Here is a 17,219-nt window from a genome sequence, read left to right on the forward strand (position 1 = left end):
ATCAAGCCATTCATTTCCCCCGAACGCGGCCGCTGCACTCGCCGGGCCGCCTTCGCCGGATCGCCTGACCGGAACGGTCGCGATCCCTGCAAGAGACGCTAGATGCAGCAGTACGACAGCGATGTGGAACAGGGCCTGATCTACGGCTACCTCCTCGATGGCCGTGGCGGCGGTCGCCGCCTGAGCCGGCGCGAACTGGCCGACGTCGAACCCTCGCCCAATGAAGTCTTGTGGCTGCACTGGGACCGCAGCGTCCCCGAGGCCCAGGCCTGGCTGCGCCAGTCCAGTGGTCTGAGCGAATTCGCCTGCGACCTGCTGCTCGAGGAGGCGACCCGTCCACGCCTGGTGAACCAGCCCGACGACAGCCTGCTGCTGTTCCTGCGCGGGGTGAACCTCAACCCCGGTGCCGTCCCCGAAGACATGGTCTCGCTGCGGGTGTTCGTCGACAGACGCCGGGTGATCTCCCTGCGCATGAGACCCATGAAGGCCGCTGCCGAAGTCCAGGAAGACCTGGAGGCGGGCATCGGCGCCCAGAGCGCCGAAGACCTGGTGCTCTACCTCGCCAGCTACATGACCAGTCGGGTCGACGATCTGGTCCGTGGTCTCTCCGATCAACTCGATGGCCTCGAAGAGCAGGTCGATCAGGACGAGAGCAGCCTGCCCGATCACGCCCAGGTGCTGACCCTCAGGCGCCGCGCGACCGGACTGCGGCGCTACCTCGCCCCGCAACGCGACATCTATGCCGATCTCGCCCGCGGCAAGCCCGCCTGGTTCGTCGAGGCGGCCAGCCAAGGCTACTGGAGCGAACTGCACAACAGCCTGGTGCGCAACCTGGAAGAGCTCGAGGTCATGCGCGAGCGGGTCGCGCTGCTGCAGGACGCCGAACAGCGGGCGACCACCGAAAGAACCAATCGCACCCTCTATCTGCTCGCCATCATCACCGGCTTCTTCCTGCCCATCAGCTTCATCACCGGTCTGCTGGGGATGAACATGGGCGGCATGCCGGGTTCGTCCTCGGCCTTCGGCTTCGTGGCCGCCTGCCTGGTGATCGGCGCGGTGGCGGTCTTCCAGGTCTGGCTGTTCCGGCGGCTACGTTGGCTGTGACCCGCTTCCACCTCGTTGCGTCAAGAGAACACGACCAGCGAGGTGCCTATGCACGATCCCTTCGAAGCGTCCCTCAAGGCGCTCCTCAATACCCCGGCGCAAGCCCAGGACGAGGAGGGCGATGACCAGGCCAGATTGCACCGGGTGCTCAAGACCGCCAACCGCCAGGTCGGTGCCGGCGCGCTCTTCGACCTGATCGGCCGCCACTGGATGTCGGCGCTGCTGATGGCGCTGGGCAACGGCGCCCCTCATCTGAAGCCGCGGTCCCGTCGTACCGGGCGGACCGATCCTTCTTCGCGGAGATCCTGAAGTAGATGGAATTCGATATCTGGACCCAAAGCCTGTTGTCCGCCATGACCACCCTGTGGAGCAAGGTGGCGGGCTTCATTCCCAACGTGTTCGGTGCCCTGGTGGTGATCCTGGCCGGTTTCGCCGTCGCCAAGATCCTCGATACCGTGCTCTCCAAGGTGCTGGCCAAGCTCGGCCTGGACCGGGTACTCGCCGGCGCCGGGGTCACCAAGCAACTGGCCAAGATCGGCATGCGCATGCCGGTCACTACCCTGATCGGCCGTATCGTCTACTGGTTCGTGCTGCTGGTGTTCCTGGTCTCGGCCGCCGAGTCCCTGGGGCTGCAGCGCGTCTCCTCCACCCTGGACGTCATGGCACTCTATGTGCCGAAGATCTTCGGCGCCGCCCTGGTGCTCATCGTCGGCGTGCTGCTGGCGCAACTGGTCAGCGGCCTGGTCCATGGCGCGGCCGAAGGCGTCGGGCTGGACTATGCCGCGGGCCTGGGGCGTCTGGCCCAGGGCCTGGTGATCATCATCTCGATCTCGGTCGCCGTCGGCCAGCTGGAGATCAAGACCGAACTGCTGAACATGGTCATCGCCATCGTGCTCACCGCCTTCGCCCTGGCCGCGGCCCTGGCGTTGGGACTCGGTAGCCGGGGGCTGGTCTCGCAGATTCTGGCGGGCATCTACGTGCGCGAACTCTATGAAGTGGGGCAGTGGGTGACCCTGGCGGACGTCGAAGGTGAGATCGAGGAAATCGGTACCGCGAAAACCCTCATCCTGACCGAGGAGGGGGATATCGTTTCGCTGCCGAACCGTCTATTACTGGAGGCTCAGGTGCGCAGCCGCTGACAGGCGCTGCGGAGATGGCTATCATGCCCGCCAATTTTTGGTAGTCATCTCTCGTCTTGAACAAGTCCGCCCCCCATGCCTACGACCCGACCACGCTCAGCGACGAAGAGCTGGTGCAGCGTGCGCATGGTGAACTCTTCCACGTGACGCGAGCCTACGAAGAACTCATGCGCCGTTACCAGCGCACCCTGTTCAACGTCTGCGCCCGTTACCTGGGGAACGACCGGGATGCGGACGATGTCTGCCAGGAGATCATGCTGAAGGTGCTTTACGGTTTGAAGAATTTCGAGGGGAAATCGAAATTCAAGACCTGGCTGTACAGCATCACGTACAACGAGTGCATCACTCAGTACCGCAAGGAGCGCCGCAAGCGGCGACTGGTGGAGGCATTAAGCCTGGATCCGATGGAAGAAGCCTCGGAAGAACGGGCGCCGAAGCTGGAAGAAAAGGGAGGGATGGATCGCTGGCTGGTGCATGTGGGGCAGGTCGATCGGGAGATTCTGGTGCTGCGCTTCGTCGCCGAACTGGAGTTCCAGGAGATCGCCGATATCATGCACATGGGTCTCAGCGCCACCAAGATGCGATACAAGCGGGCACTCGACAAACTGCGTGACAGGTTCGCAGCTGAAGTTGAGAGCTGACGGAATGAGTCTGCCGTAAGTTTTTGAACTTCACGAAAACTTGTTGTCGAAGCCTCCGGAGATTGCCGGAATTAGTACCACTACAATGGGGATACAAAGGATGAAACTGAAGAGCACCTTGGGCGTCGTGATCGGCTCCCTGCTGGCAAGCGCCTCGCTGAGCGCCCTGGCACAAGGTCAAGGCGCCGTCGAGACTGAGCTGTTCGGCAGCCGTCTGTTCACCGACAGCCAGCGCAACATGACCAACGCTGACCTCTACGGTGGTTCCGTAGGCTACTTCCTGACCGACGACGTCGAGCTGGCGCTGTCCTACGGTGAGTACCACAACGCCCGTGGCGACCGTGACCTGGGCCACAAGAACATCAAGGGCAGCCTGGCCGCTCTGGACGCTTACTACCACTTCGGTCAGCCGGGTGTAGGCCTGCGTCCCTACGTGTCCGGTGGCTTCGCTCACCAGTCCATCAGCAACCGCGACATCAACGAAGGTGGTCGTGACCGTTCCACCTACGCCAATGTCGGTGCCGGTCTGAAGTACTACTTCACCGAGAACCTGTACGCCCGTACCGGCGTGCAAGCCAACTACAACATCGACTACGGCGACACCGAGTGGAGCGCTGCTGTGGGTGTTGGTCTGAACTTCGGTGGTTCCACCAAGAAAGCCGTTGCCCCGGCTCCGGCTCCGGTTGCCGATGTCTGCACCGACTCCGACAACGACGGCGTCTGCGACAACGTCGACAAGTGCCCGAACACCCCGGCCAACGTCACCGTTGACGCTACCGGCTGCCCGGCTGCCGCCGAAACCGTTCGCGTCGAGCTGGACGTGAAATTCGATTTCGACAAGGCCGTGGTCAAGCCCAACAGCTACGCCGACATCAAGAACCTGGCTGACTTCATGCAGCAGTACCCGCAGACCAGCACCACCGTTGAAGGCCACACCGACTCCGTCGGCACCGACGCCTACAACCAGAAGCTGTCCGAGCGTCGTGCCAATGCCGTGCGTAACGTGCTGGTCAACCAGTACGGCGTGCAAGGCAGCCGTGTTAACGCCGTTGGTTACGGTGAGTCCCGTCCGGTTGCGGACAACTCCACCGAAGCTGGCCGCGCCGTTAACCGTCGCGTAGAAGCCGAAGTCGAAGCTCAGGCCAAGTAAGCAGCCTGATCTAGATGCAAGAAAGCCCGCCTCGTGCGGGCTTTTTTGTGCCTGCCGATTCCTCTTCTCGGTCAGGCGGATAGCAGCCATAAAAAACCCCGCCGAGGCGGGGTTCTTCGAGGCGCGACTGAATCAGTCGCGATCGTCCGGGATGTCGCGTTGGGTCACGCCGGTGTACAGCTGGCGCGGCCGGCCGATCTTGTACGGACCGGACAGCATTTCCTGCCAGTGCGAGATCCAGCCGACGGTGCGGGCCATGGCGAAGATCACCGTGAACATGCTGGTGGGGATGCCGATCGCCTTGAGGATGATGCCGGAGTAGAAGTCCACGTTCGGGTAGAGGTTGCGCTCGACGAAGTAGGAATCCTTCCGGGCCAGCTCTTCCAGGCGCATGGCCAGTTCCAGCTGCGGATCGTTGATGCCCAGCTCGGCCAGGACCTCGTCGCAGGTCTGCTTCATCACCGTGGCGCGCGGATCAAAGTTCTTGTACACGCGATGGCCAAAGCCCATCAGCTTGAAGGGATCGTTCTTGTCCTTGGCCTTGGCGACGAACTTGTCGATGTTGGCGACATCGCCGATCTCGTCCAGCATCTTCAGCACCGCCTCGTTGGCGCCACCGTGCGCCGGGCCCCAAAGGGCGGCGATGCCCGCGGCGATACAGGCGAAGGGGTTGGCACCCGAAGAACCGGCCAGGCGGACGGTGGAGGTGGAGGCATTCTGCTCGTGATCGGCGTGCAGGATGAAGATGCGATCCATGGCGCGCGCCAGCACCGGGCTGATCGGCTTTTCCTCGCACGGGGTGTTGAACATCATGTGCAGGAAGTTTTCCGAATACCCCAGGTTGTTGCGGGGGTACATCATCGGCTGGCCCATGGAGTACTTGTGCACCATGGCGGCCAGGGTCGGCATCTTGGCGATCAAACGCATCGCCGAGATCTCGCGGTGCTGCGGATCGGTGATGTCCAGGGAGTCGTGGTAGAAGGCCGAGAGGGCGCCGACCACACCGCACATGATGGCCATGGGGTGCGCGTCGCGACGGAAGCCGTTGAAGAAGTTCTTCAGTTGCTCGTGAACCATGGTGTGGTTCTTGATGGTGTCGACGAACTGCGCCTTTTCTTGCGTGTTCGGCAATTCACCCTTGAGCAGCAGGTAACAGGTCTCGAGGTAGTCGGATTTCTCCGCCAATTGCTCGATGGGATAGCCGCGGTGCAGCAGGATGCCCTTGTCACCATCGATGTAGGTGATCTTGGACTCGCAGGACGCGGTGGACATGAAGCCCGGGTCGAAGGTGAACACACCGGTGGAGGTGAGGTTGCGAACATCGATCACGTCCGGGCCAAGCGTGCCGGACATAACGGGCAGGTCAACCGGATCCGCTCCCGAGATGATCAACTGCGCTTTCTTGTCAGCCATTAGGCCTCCTTATTTTGCTTTGAAATCATCAATAAACCCTCCACTCAGGGCCTCGCCCACTATAGAGGGATAAATTTGAAAGTCAATTTACGAAAATATCCGCCTAGAGGGGCTTTATGGCCGGATTGTGCGGCGAAAAGACATTAACACGCAGGCTTTTGAATATCAGCTGGCGACGTCGGAATCGGGCATCCGCGTTTGTCATGAGTAGGCTAACTGTCTATAATTCTCGCCCGACCGTACCGGGTCGGTGAGCTGACGCCGAGCGGTCGGCGCTTCCATCCAGAAGCGCTTAGCAGATGTGGGATCTCCTATAACTAGCCCGACCGCAATTGGGCCCTCAGTGTGAAAGAAGCCGTGAATAGCAAACGACCTGTAAACCTAGATCTCAGGACCATCAAACTTCCTATCACAGCTTATACCTCGATCCTTCACCGTATCTCCGGCGTCATCCTGTTCCTCGGCATCGCGGTAATGCTCTATGGGCTGCACCTGTCGCTGGGCAGCGAGGAAGGCTTCGGTCAGGTGAAAGCTTTTCTGGCGCATCCGCTGGTCAAGCTGGTGATTTGGGGTCTGCTGTCCGCGTTGCTCTACCACCTGGTCGCCGGCATTCGGCACCTGATCATGGATGGTGGTGCCGGTGAAACCCTGCAGGGTGGCAAGTTGGGCGCGCAGCTAGTGCTGGTCATTTCCGCAGTTCTGATCATTCTGGCAGGGGTTTGGGTATGGTAACCAACGTCACCAATCTTTCGCGTTCCGGTCTCTACGACTGGATGGCGCAACGGGTCTCGGCAGTCGTCCTCGCGGTCTACTTCCTCTTCATCATCGGCTACCTGATCCTTCATCCAGGGCTCACCTTCGAGCAATGGCATGGCCTGTTCTCCCACACCCTGATGCGCATCTTCAGCCTGCTGGCGCTGGTGTCCATCTGCGTTCATGCCTGGGTCGGTATGTGGACCATCTCCACCGACTACCTGACCACCATGGCGATCGGCAAGGGTGCGACCGCCGTGCGTTTCCTCTTCCAGGCGGTATGCGGGTTCGCGATGTTCGCGTTCTTCGTCTGGGGCGTGCAGATCTTTTGGGGTGTTTGATCAATGTCCACGATTCGTCATATTTCGTTTGATGCCATCATCGTAGGTGGCGGCGGCGCCGGTATGCGCGCTGCCCTGCAACTGGCCCAGTCCGGTCACAAGACCGCGGTGATCACCAAGGTCTTCCCGACTCGCTCCCACACCGTGTCCGCCCAGGGCGGCATCACCTGCGCCATCGCCTCGGCCGACCCGAACGACGACTGGCGCTGGCACATGTACGACACCGTCAAGGGCTCCGACTACATCGGTGACCAGGACGCCATCGAATACATGTGCTCCGTGGGCCCGGAAGCGGTGTTCGAACTCGAGCACATGGGGCTGCCGTTCTCCCGTACCGAACAGGGCCGCATCTATCAGCGTCCCTTCGGTGGCCAGTCCAAGGACTACGGCAAGGGTGGCCAGGCCGCGCGTACCTGCGCTGCTGCCGACCGTACCGGTCACGCCCTGCTGCACACTCTCTATCAGGGCAACCTGAAGAACAACACGGTGTTCCTGAACGAGTGGTACGCCGTGGACCTAGTGAAGAACCAGGACGGCGTCGTCGTCGGCGTCATCGCCATCTGCATCGAAACCGGCGAGACCGTCTACGTCAAGGCCAAGGCTACCGTGCTGGCCACCGGCGGTGCGGGTCGTATCTACGCCTCCACCACCAATGCCCTGATCAACACCGGTGACGGTGTCGGCATGGCCCTGCGCGCCGGCGTGCCGGTGCAGGACATCGAGATGTGGCAGTTCCACCCGACCGGCATCGCCGGCGCCGGGGTGCTGGTCACCGAGGGTTGCCGTGGTGAAGGTGGTTACCTGATCAACAAGCACGGCGAGCGTTTCATGGAGCGCTATGCGCCCAACGCCAAGGACCTGGCCGGTCGCGACGTGGTCGCCCGTTCCATGGTCAAGGAAGTACTGGCCGGCAATGGCTGCGGCCCCGATGGCGACCACGTCCTGCTGAAGCTGGACCACCTGGGCGAAGAGGTGCTGCACAGCCGCCTGCCGGGTATCTGCGAGCTGTCCAAGACCTTCGCCCATGTCGATCCGGTCGTCGCACCGGTCCCCGTGATCCCCACCTGCCACTATATGATGGGCGGCATCGCCACCAACATTCATGGCCAGGCCATCACCCAGGACGCCAACGGCAACGACAAGATCATCGAAGGCCTGTTCGCCGTGGGCGAAGTGGCCTGCGTGTCCGTGCACGGTGCCAACCGCCTGGGTGGCAACTCGCTGCTCGACCTGGTGGTCTTCGGTCGCGCGGCCGGCCTGCACCTGGAGAAGGCGCTCAAGGACGGCATCGAGCATCGCGGCGCTTCGGAAAGCGACCTGGAAGCCTCGCTGCAGCGCCTGTCCGGCGTCAACGAGCGCACCACCGGTGAAGACGTCGCCACGCTGCGCAAGCAACTGCAGACCTGCATGCAGAACTACTTCGGGGTGTTCCGCACCGGCGAGTACATGCAGAAGGGCATCGCCGAGCTGGCCGATCTGCGCGAGCGCATCGCCAAGGTCAAGATCAACGATAAGAGCCAGGGCTTCAACACCGCCCGCGTCGAAGCCCTCGAGCTGCAGAACCTGCTCGAAGTGGCCGAGGCGACCGCCATCGCCGCCGAGAACCGCAAGGAGTCCCGCGGCGCCCACGCTCGCGAAGACTTCGAAGAGCGCGACGACGAGAACTGGCTGTGCCACACCCTCTATTTCCCCGGTGAAAAGCGGGTCTCCAAGCGTGGAGTCAATTTCGCGCCCAAGACCGTACCGATGTTCGAACCCAAGGTTCGGACTTACTAAAGGTGACCACCATGTTGAAAGTCAGCGTATATCGTTACAACCCGGATCAGGACGGCCTGCCGTCCATGCAGGAGTTCCAGGTCGATACCGGTGGGAAGGACCTCATGGTGCTGGACGTCCTGGCTCTGATCAAAGAGCAGGATGAAGGCTTCTCCTACCGTCGTTCCTGCCGCGAAGGCGTGTGCGGCTCCGACGGCATGAACATCAACGGCAAGAACGGCCTGGCGTGCATCACCCCGCTGTCGGCCGTGGTCAAGAACGACAAGCTGGTGGTGCGCCCGCTGCCCGGCCTGCCGGTCATCCGCGACCTGGTCGTGGACATGAGCATCTTCTACAAGCAGTACGAGAAGGTGAAACCCTTCCTGCAGAACGAGACGCCGGCCCCGGCCATCGAGCGCCTGCAGAGCCCGGAAGATCGCGAGAAGATCGACGGCCTCTACGAGTGCATCCTGTGCGCCTGCTGCTCGACGTCCTGCCCGTCCTTCTGGTGGAATCCCGACAAGTTCCTCGGCCCGGCCGCGCTGCTGCAAGCCTATCGTTTCCTGGCCGACAGCCGCGACACCAAGACCGAGGAACGTCTGGCCGCCATGGATGATCCGTTCAGCGTGTTCCGCTGCCGTTCGATCATGAACTGCGTGGCGGTCTGTCCCAAGGGGCTGAACCCGACCAAGGCCATCGGCCACGTTCGGGCGATGCTGCTGCAGAGCGGTACCTGATCCACGTCCCGCCCGGCCAGTTGTGCCGGGCGGGTTCGTTAGTGACCTTGATAGCTTGATTCAACCAACGTCCATTCAGGGATACCCGGAATGTCATCCGGGCATCGGCGCAGCCGCAAGGCGACCAGGCCCCAGGTATGGGTTAGGTCATCGGCTGATGCTATCTCTGCCGAAGGGGTGAACTAGATGCACGAAAGTCAGATGCAGCAACTGTGGGACAGCGCTCACCTGTCCGGCGGCAACGCTGCCTACGTGGAAGAGCTCTATGAGCTGTTTCTGCACGATGCCAACGCAGTGCCGGAAGAATGGCGTACCTACTTCCAGAAGCTGCCCGCGGTAACCGGCAATTCGCCGGACGTCGCGCACTCCGCGATCCGCGACCACTTCGTCCTGCTGGGCAAGAACCAGCGGCGGGCGCAACCGGTATCGGCCGGTACCGTGAGCTCCGAACACGAGAAGAAGCAGGTCGAAGTGCTGCGGCTGATCCAGGCGTTCCGTCTGCAGGGCCACCAGGCCGCCCAGCTCGATCCGCTAGGCCTGTGGAAGCGTCAACCGCCTGCCGATCTGTTGCTCAACCACTACGGCTTGACCGACGCCGACCTGGATACCACCTTCCGTACCGGTGAATTGTTCATCGGCAAAGAGGAGGCAACTCTCCGCGAAATCCGGGATGCGCTGCAAGAGACATATTGCCGCACGGTCGGTGCAGAGTTCATGCACATCGTCGATTCCGAAGAGCGCCGCTGGTTCCTCCAGCGCCTGGAAAGCGTCCGTGGCCGCCCGCAATATTCCGCCGAAGTCCGCACCCATCTGCTGGAGCGTCTGACCGCCGCCGAGGGCCTGGAGAAGTACCTGGGCACCAAATACCCGGGCACCAAGAGGTTCGGTCTGGAAGGCGGCGAGAGCCTGATCCCGCTGATCGACGAGATCATTCAGCGTTCCGGCTCCTATGGCGTGAAGGAACTGGTGATCGGCATGGCCCACCGGGGTCGCCTGAACGTCCTGGTCAACACCCTGGGCAAGAACCCGCGCGACCTGTTCGACGAGTTCGAAGGCAAGAAGCTGGTCGAGCTGGGCTCCGGTGACGTGAAGTACCACCAGGGCTTCTCGTCCAACGTCATGACCCAGGGTGGCGAAGTCCATCTGGCGCTGGCGTTCAACCCCTCGCACCTGGAGATCGTCTCTCCGGTGGTGGAAGGCTCGGTACGTGCCCGCCAGGATCGCCGCGGCGATCGCTCCGGCGACAAGGTCATACCCGTGGCCATCCACGGCGACGCCGCCTTCGCTGGCCAGGGCGTGGTCATGGAAACCTTCCAGATGTCGCAGACCCGGGCCTACAAGACCGGCGGCACCCTGCACATCGTCATCAACAACCAGGTGGGCTTCACCACCAACCGCCAGGAAGATGCGCGCTCCACCGAGTACGCCACCGACGTCGCCAAGATGATCCAGGCGCCGATCTTCCATGTGAACGGCGACGATCCCGAGGCGGTGCTGTTCGTTACCCAGCTGGCGGTCGACTACCGCATGCAGTTCAAGCGTGACATCGTCATCGACCTGGTCTGCTACCGCCGTCGTGGCCACAACGAGGCCGACGAGCCGAGCGGCACCCAGCCGCTGATGTACCAGCAGATCGCCAAGCAGCGCACCACTCGCGATCTCTACGCCGATGCCCTGACCCAGGCCGGCGTGGTCAGTGCCGAGCAGGTCCAGGCGCAATTCGAAGCCTACCGCGGCGCCCTCGACGAGGGTCGTCACGTGGTGGCCAGCCTGGTCAAGGAACCCAATCGCGACCTGTTCGTCGACTGGAAACCCTACCTGGGCCATGCCTGGACCGCGCGTCACGACACCGGCTTCGACCTGAAGACCCTGCAGGAACTGGCCAACAAGTTGCTGGAGACCCCCGAGGGTTTCGTCATCCAGCGCCAGGTCGGCAAGATCTATGAGGATCGGCAGAAGATGACCGCCGGCGGCTTGCCGCTGAACTGGGGCTTCGCCGAAACCATGGCCTACGCCACCCTGCTGCACGAAGGCCATCCGATCCGCATCACCGGTCAGGACGTCGGTCGTGGCACCTTCTCCCACCGCCATGCGGTGCTGCACAACCAGAAGGATGCCGTGCCCTACGTGCCCTTGCAGCATCTGGCGGAAAACCAGCCGTCGTTCGAGATCTACGACTCCTTCCTCTCCGAGGAAGCGGTGCTCGGCTTCGAATACGGCTACGCCACCACTACGCCCAATGCGCTGGTGGTCTGGGAAGCCCAGTTCGGTGATTTCGCCAACGGTGCCCAGGTCGTCATCGACCAGTTCATCACCAGCGGCGAGATCAAGTGGGGTCGTCTCTGCGGCCTGACCATGCTGCTGCCCCATGGCTACGAAGGCCAGGGGCCGGAGCACTCCTCGGCCCGTCTGGAGCGTTACCTGCAGCTGTGCGCCGAGCAGAACATCCAGGTCTGCGTACCGACCACTCCGGCGCAGATCTACCATCTGCTGCGTCGCCAGGTGATCCGCCCGCTGCGCAAGCCGCTGGTGGTGCTCACGCCCAAGTCGCTGCTGCGCCACAAGCTGGCCATCTCGACCCTGGAAGACCTGGCCCACGGCTCCTTCCAGACCGTGATCAACGAGCTGGACCCCATCGATGCCCAGCAGGTCAAGCGCCTGGTGCTGTGCAGCGGCAAGGTCTACTACGACCTGCTGGAGAAGCGCCGCAGCGAGAATCGCCAGGACATCGCCATCGTCCGTCTGGAGCAGCTCTATCCGTTCCCGGAAGACGACCTGGCCGAGGTGCTGGCCGGCTACCCGAATCTGGAGCGTGTGGTCTGGTGCCAGGAAGAGCCGATGAACCAGGGCGCCTGGTACTGCAGCCAGCATCACATGCGCCGCGCCGTGTCCGGTTACAAGCAGGGCCTGGGTCTGGAATACGCCGGTCGCGATGCGTCCGCCGCTCCGGCCTGCGGCTATGCCTCCATGCACGCCGAGCAGCAGGAAAAACTGCTGCAAGATGCGTTCTCCGTTTGATTCGCCACGCGACTACTAGAGATCACTAAGGAAATTCATAGAATGGCTATCGAGATCAAAGCCCCTACCTTCCCGGAATCGGTCGCTGACGGCACCGTCGCCACCTGGCACAAGAAGCCCGGTGAAGCGGTCAAGCGTGACGAACTGCTGGTCGACATCGAAACCGACAAGGTCGTGCTGGAAGTCGTGGCACCTGCCGACGGCGTCCTGGCCGAGGTCATCAAGAACGAAGGCGACACCGTGCTGAGCGAAGAAGTCATCGCTCGCGTGGAAGAGGGCGCTACCGCGGCCGCACCGGCTGCCCAGCCGGCTGCTGCCAGTGCCCCTGCCGCTGCACCCGCTGCCGCCGGTAGCGACGAGGACCCGATCCTGGCTCCCGCCGCACGCAAGATCGCCGAAGAGAACGGTATCGATCCGGCTACCCTGGTCGGGACCGGCAAGGGCGGTCGCGTCACCAAGGAAGACGCCGTCGCTGCCGTCGAAGCCAAGAAATCCGGCGCCGCCGCTCCGGCTGCCAAGCCGGCCGCTGCCGCCGCTCCGGTGGTGACCGCCGCTGGCGACCGTACCGAGAAGCGCGTGCCCATGACCCGCCTGCGGGCCAAGGTCGCCGAGCGCCTGGTCGAAGCCCAGTCCAGCATGGCCATGCTGACGACCTTCAACGAGGTCAACATGAAGCCGATCATGGACCTGCGCTCCAAGTACAAGGACCTGTTCGAGAAGAAGCACAATGGCGTGCGCCTGGGCTTCATGTCCTTCTTCGTCAAGGCCGCCACCGAGGCGCTCAAGCGTCAGCCGGGCGTCAATGCGTCCATCGATGGCAACGACATCGTCTATCACGGCTACCAGGACATCGGCGTCGCCGTGTCCAGCGATCGTGGCCTGGTGGTTCCGGTCCTGCGCAACGCCGAGTTCATGAGCCTGGCGGAAGTGGAAGGCACCATCGCCGAGTTCGGCAAGAAGGCCAAGGCCGGCAAGCTGACCCTGGAAGACATGCAGGGTGGTACCTTCACCATCTCCAACGGTGGTGTCTTCGGTTCGCTGCTGTCCACCCCCATCGTCAACCCGCCGCAGACCGCGATCCTGGGCATGCACAAGATCCAGGAGCGTCCGATGGCGGTGAACGGCCAGGTAGTGATCCTGCCGATGATGTATCTTGCGCTGTCCTACGACCATCGCCTGATCGATGGCAAGGAAGCCGTGACCTTCCTGGTCACCATGAAGGACCTGCTGGAAGATCCGGCGCGTCTGCTGCTGGACATCTGATCCGGCTCTCGCGGTGCGGGGCAGGGGCCACGCACCGCTCCAGTTTTCATGCCTGAAGCTGCTCCAAGGGGATTAGTGTATGAGCGACAAATTCGACGTAGTGGTGATCGGCGCCGGCCCTGGCGGCTATGTGGCCGCCATCCGCGCCGCGCAGCTGGGTCTGAAGACGGCCTGTGTCGAGCGCTACAAGGGCAAGGAAGGCAAGATCGCCCTGGGCGGTACCTGCCTGAACGTGGGTTGCATTCCGTCCAAGGCGCTGCTGGACAGCTCCTACAAGTACCACGAAGCCCACGAGGGCTTTAAGGTCCACGGCATCGACGCGCCGAACGTCACCATCGACGTGCCCACCATGATCGGCCGCAAGGACCAGATTGTGAAGAACCTCACCGGCGGCGTGGCCACGCTGTTCAAGGCCAACGGCGTGACCCTGCTGGAAGGCAACGGCAAGCTGCTGTCCGGCAAGAAGGTCGAAGTCACCGGTCTGGACGGCAACGTCCAGGTGGTCGAGGCCGAGAACGTCATCCTGGCGTCCGGCTCGCGTCCCATCGACATCCCGCCGGCTCCGGTGGACCAGAAGGTCATCGTCGACTCCACCGGCGCCCTGGAATTCCAGAGCGTGCCCAAGCGTCTGGGGGTGATCGGTGCCGGTGTCATCGGTCTGGAATTGGGTTCGGTCTGGGCGCGCCTGGGTGCCGAAGTCACCGTGCTGGAAGCCCTGGACAAGTTCCTGGTCGCCGCCGATGACCAGGTGTCCAAGGAAGCCTACAAGATCCTCTCCAAGCAGGGTCTGGACATCCGTCTGGGCGCTCGCGTGACCGGTTCCGAGGTCAAGGGTGAGGAAGTCACCGTCAACTACACCGAAGGCGGTGAAGAGAAGCAGATCACCTTCGATCGCCTGATCGTCGCCGTGGGCCGCCGTCCGGTCACCACCGACCTGCTGGCGTCCGACAGCGGTGTGGAAAGCGACGAGCGCGGCTACATCTATGTCGACGACTACTGTGCCACCAGCGTGCCGGGCGTCTTCGCCATCGGCGACTGCGTACGCGGTCTGATGCTGGCGCACAAGGCCTCGGAAGAGGGCGTGATGGTCGCCGAGCGCATCGCCGGTCACAAGGCGCAGATGAACTACGACCTGGTGCCGTCGGTGATCTACACCCACCCGGAAATCGCGTGGGTCGGCAAGACCGAACAGGCCCTGAAGGCCGAAGGCGTCGAAGTCAACGTCGGCACCTTCCCCTTCGCCGTCAGCGGTCGTGCCCTGGCAGCCAACGACACCGCCGGTTTCGTCAAGGTCGTGGCCGATGCCAAGACCGATCGCGTCCTGGGTGTCCACGTGGTCGGCCCGAGCGCGGCAGAACTGGTCCAGCAGGGCGCCATCGCCATGGAATTCGGCTCCAGCGCCGAAGACCTGGGCATGATGGTGTTCTCGCACCCGACCCTGTCCGAGGCGCTGCACGAAGCGGCTCTGGCGGTGAACGGTCATGCGATCCACGCGGTGAATCGCAAGAAGCGTTAAGAGATTGACAGAACCACGGGGTGGCCGACCGCCGTTGAGCCTTAGGGCTCTACCGCTGGAAGGCGCCTCGGACTCTTGCCAGGCAGGGGTCACAGGTGGCGCGGTGCCCGCGACCGTCCGGAGGACGGCTCGGAGAACGCACAGCGTCGAATGCGCAATACCCAACGAAGACGGTAGACAAGCATGAATCTCCACGAGTATCAGGGTAAGCAGCTGTTCGCTGAATACGGCCTGCCCGTTTCCAAAGGCTACGCTGTCGACACCCCCCAGGAGGCCTACGAGGCTTGCGGCCGTATCGGCGGCGACGAGTGGGTCGTCAAGGCCCAGGTCCACGCCGGTGGCCGCGGCAAGGCCGGTGGCGTGAAGCTGGTCAAGAGCAAGGAAGAAGCCAAGGAGTTCGCCGCCAAGTGGCTGGGCCAGCGTCTGGTGACCTACCAGACCGACGCCAACGGTCAGCCGGTTAGCAAGATCCTGGTCGAATCCTGCACCGACATCGACAAGGAGCTCTATCTGGGCGCCGTGGTCGATCGTTCCAGCCGCCGCATCGTGTTCATGGCCTCCACCGAAGGTGGCGTGGACATCGAGAAGGTCGCGCACGACACTCCGGAGAAGATCCTCAAGGCCACCGTCGATCCGCTGGTGGGCGCTCAGCCCTACCAGGGTCGCGACCTGGCTTTCCAGCTGGGCCTGAAAGGTGACCAGATCAAGCAGTTCACCCAGATCTTCGTCGGTCTGGCGAAGCTGTTCCAGGACTACGACCTGGCGCTGCTGGAAGTGAACCCGCTGGTGATCAAGAAGGACGGCAACCTGCACTGCCTGGATGCCAAGCTCAATATCGACAGCAACGCCATCTACCGTCAGCCCAAGCTGCGCGCCTTCCACGACCCGTCGCAGGACGACGCCCGTGAAGCCCATGCGCAGAAGTGGGAACTGAACTACGTGGCCCTGGAAGGCAGCATCGGCTGCATGGTCAACGGTGCCGGTCTGGCCATGGGTACCATGGACATCGTCAACCTGCACGGCGGCAAGCCGGCCAACTTCCTGGACGTCGGCGGCGGCGCGACCAAAGAGCGCGTGACCGAAGCGTTCAAGATCATCCTGTCCGACAGCAACGTGAAGGCCGTTCTGGTGAACATCTTCGGCGGCATCGTGCGCTGCGACATGATCGCCGAAGGCATCATCGGTGCCGTGAAGGAAGTCGGCGTGAAGGTGCCGGTCGTGGTTCGCCTGGAAGGCAACAACGCCGAACTCGGTGCCAAGGTCCTGGCCGAAAGCGGCCTGAACATCATCGCGGCAACCAGCCTGACCGACGCTGCCCAGCAGGTCGTCAAGGCCGCGGAGGGTAAGTAATGAGCGTCCTGATCAACAAAGACACCAAGGTCATCTGCCAGGGCTTCACCGGTAGCCAGGGTACCTTCCACTCCGAGCAGGCCATCGCCTATGGCACCCAGATGGTTGGCGGCGTGACTCCCGGCAAGGGCGGCTCCACTCACCTCGGTCTGCCGGTGTTCAACACCGTGCGCGAAGCCGTGGAAGCCACCGGCGCCGACGCCTCGGTGATCTACGTGCCGGCCCCGTTCTGCAAGGACTCCATCCTGGAAGCCGCCTTCGGTGGCATCAAGCTGATCGTCTGCATCACCGAGGGCATCCCTACCCTCGACATGCTGGATGCCAAGGTGAAGTGCGACGAACTGGGTGTACGCCTGATCGGCCCGAACTGCCCCGGCGTCATCACCCCCGGCGAGTGCAAGATCGGCATCATGCCCGGTCACATCCACCTGCCGGGCAAGGTCGGTATCGTTTCGCGTTCCGGCACCCTGACCTATGAAGCCGTGAAGCAGACCACCGATGCCGGCTTCGGCCAGTCCACCTGCGTGGGCATCGGCGGCGACCCCATCCCGGGCTCGAACTTCATCGATATCCTGAAGCTGTTCCAGGACGATCCGAAGACCGAAGCCATCGTGATGATCGGCGAGATCGGCGGCAGCGCCGAGGAAGAAGCCGCGGCCTACATCAAGGCCAACGTGACCAAGCCGGTGGTGTCCTACATCGCGGGCGTAACCGCACCGCCCGGCAAGCGCATGGGCCACGCCGGCGCCATCATCTCCGGCGGCAAGGGCACTGCGGACGAGAAGTTCGCCGCCCTGCAGGACGCTGGTGTGAAGACCGTGCGTTCCCTGGCTGACATCGGCAAGGCCCTGGCCGAGCTGACCGGTTGGGAAGTCAAGAAGGCCTGAGCCTGACTGACTGGAAAGAGGCCGCCTTCGGGCGGCCTTTTTCGTTGTGGACCGCCTTAGCGCCTGTTCGAAATCTGCTGCGTGTCGGCCAAACCGCTTTGAAATGGCCTGGGCCGCCAGCCCGGCCTGGGCGGCCCCGTCGCAATGCTCAT

Annotated in this window: 15 protein-coding genes; 14 read left to right on the plus strand and 1 reads right to left on the minus strand. The window is 62.9% G+C overall.

Translation table 11 applies throughout. The annotated features are described in order from the left end of the window. Positions 1 to 102 precede the first annotated feature (102 nt). The 5 genes from AR540_RS06065 (at position 103) to AR540_RS06085 (ending at position 4,034) form a co-directional block, all read left to right on the plus strand. Positions 103 to 1,104: a zinc transporter ZntB gene (locus tag AR540_RS06065; protein WP_059226963.1), complete on the plus strand. Its 1,002-nt coding sequence runs from the start codon at positions 103 to 105 to the stop codon at positions 1,102 to 1,104. A 48-nt stretch (positions 1,105 to 1,152) separates the two neighbouring features. Further along, positions 1,153 to 1,413 carry a hypothetical protein gene (locus tag AR540_RS06070; RefSeq protein ID WP_059226964.1) on the plus strand — a complete coding sequence of 87 codons (261 nt, stop codon included), beginning with the start codon at positions 1,153 to 1,155 and terminating at the stop codon, positions 1,411 to 1,413. Positions 1,414 to 1,418: 5 nt separating this feature from the next. Beyond that, the gene (locus tag AR540_RS06075; RefSeq protein ID WP_059226966.1) at positions 1,419 to 2,243 is read left to right on the plus strand and encodes a mechanosensitive ion channel family protein; all 825 of its coding nucleotides are present in this window, start codon (positions 1,419 to 1,421) and stop codon (positions 2,241 to 2,243) included. A gap of 56 nt (positions 2,244 to 2,299) precedes the next feature. After that, a complete protein-coding gene (gene sigX / locus AR540_RS06080) occupies positions 2,300 to 2,884 on the plus strand; it encodes an RNA polymerase sigma factor SigX (RefSeq protein ID WP_059226968.1) in 585 nt (194 codons plus the stop codon). A gap of 100 nt (positions 2,885 to 2,984) precedes the next feature. Next, the gene (locus AR540_RS06085) at positions 2,985 to 4,034 is read left to right on the plus strand and encodes an OmpA family protein (protein ID WP_059226970.1); all 1,050 of its coding nucleotides are present in this window, start codon (positions 2,985 to 2,987) and stop codon (positions 4,032 to 4,034) included. Between the two features lie 132 nt (positions 4,035 to 4,166). Here the strand turns inward: AR540_RS06085 and gltA are convergent, their stop codons facing one another. After that, positions 4,167 to 5,447: a citrate synthase gene (gene gltA / locus AR540_RS06090; RefSeq protein ID WP_059226972.1), complete on the minus strand. Its 1,281-nt coding sequence runs from the start codon at positions 5,445 to 5,447 to the stop codon at positions 4,167 to 4,169. A gap of 345 nt (positions 5,448 to 5,792) precedes the next feature. Here gltA and sdhC point away from each other — a divergent pair, with 345 nt between their 5' ends. From sdhC to sucD, 9 genes are all read left to right on the plus strand, one after another. Then, a complete protein-coding gene (sdhC, locus tag AR540_RS06095; RefSeq protein WP_177339194.1) occupies positions 5,793 to 6,179 on the plus strand; it encodes a succinate dehydrogenase, cytochrome b556 subunit in 387 nt (128 codons plus the stop codon). Further along, a complete protein-coding gene (sdhD, locus tag AR540_RS06100) occupies positions 6,173 to 6,541 on the plus strand; it encodes a succinate dehydrogenase, hydrophobic membrane anchor protein (protein ID WP_027596955.1) in 369 nt (122 codons plus the stop codon). Before sdhC ends, sdhD begins: the two co-directional genes overlap by 7 nt. A gap of 3 nt (positions 6,542 to 6,544) precedes the next feature. Next, complete coding sequence (sdhA, locus tag AR540_RS06105) at positions 6,545 to 8,317, plus strand: succinate dehydrogenase flavoprotein subunit (protein ID WP_059226975.1); 1,773 nt, start codon at positions 6,545 to 6,547, stop codon at positions 8,315 to 8,317. Between the two features lie 11 nt (positions 8,318 to 8,328). Next, complete coding sequence (locus AR540_RS06110) at positions 8,329 to 9,033, plus strand: succinate dehydrogenase iron-sulfur subunit (protein WP_059226978.1); 705 nt, start codon at positions 8,329 to 8,331, stop codon at positions 9,031 to 9,033. A 186-nt stretch (positions 9,034 to 9,219) separates the two neighbouring features. Continuing rightward, positions 9,220 to 12,051 carry a 2-oxoglutarate dehydrogenase E1 component gene (locus AR540_RS06115; RefSeq protein ID WP_059226980.1) on the plus strand — a complete coding sequence of 944 codons (2,832 nt, stop codon included), beginning with the start codon at positions 9,220 to 9,222 and terminating at the stop codon, positions 12,049 to 12,051. A gap of 42 nt (positions 12,052 to 12,093) precedes the next feature. Beyond that, positions 12,094 to 13,314: a 2-oxoglutarate dehydrogenase complex dihydrolipoyllysine-residue succinyltransferase gene (gene odhB, locus AR540_RS06120; protein WP_059226982.1), complete on the plus strand. Its 1,221-nt coding sequence runs from the start codon at positions 12,094 to 12,096 to the stop codon at positions 13,312 to 13,314. Positions 13,315 to 13,393: 79 nt separating this feature from the next. Beyond that, the gene (gene lpdA / locus AR540_RS06125; RefSeq protein WP_059226985.1) at positions 13,394 to 14,830 is read left to right on the plus strand and encodes a dihydrolipoyl dehydrogenase; all 1,437 of its coding nucleotides are present in this window, start codon (positions 13,394 to 13,396) and stop codon (positions 14,828 to 14,830) included. A 183-nt stretch (positions 14,831 to 15,013) separates the two neighbouring features. Next, complete coding sequence (sucC, locus tag AR540_RS06130) at positions 15,014 to 16,180, plus strand: ADP-forming succinate--CoA ligase subunit beta (RefSeq protein ID WP_059226986.1); 1,167 nt, start codon at positions 15,014 to 15,016, stop codon at positions 16,178 to 16,180. Continuing rightward, positions 16,180 to 17,067, plus strand: a complete 888-nt coding sequence (sucD, locus tag AR540_RS06135) for a succinate--CoA ligase subunit alpha (RefSeq protein WP_059226989.1) — start codon at positions 16,180 to 16,182, stop codon at positions 17,065 to 17,067. The genes sucC and sucD overlap by 1 nt, the downstream gene beginning before the upstream one ends. The last annotated feature ends 152 nt before the right edge of the window (positions 17,068 to 17,219 follow it).

The sequence above is a fragment of the Pseudomonas sp. EpS/L25 genome (assembly GCF_001512295.1).
Classification (GTDB): domain Bacteria; phylum Pseudomonadota; class Gammaproteobacteria; order Pseudomonadales; family Pseudomonadaceae; genus Chryseomonas.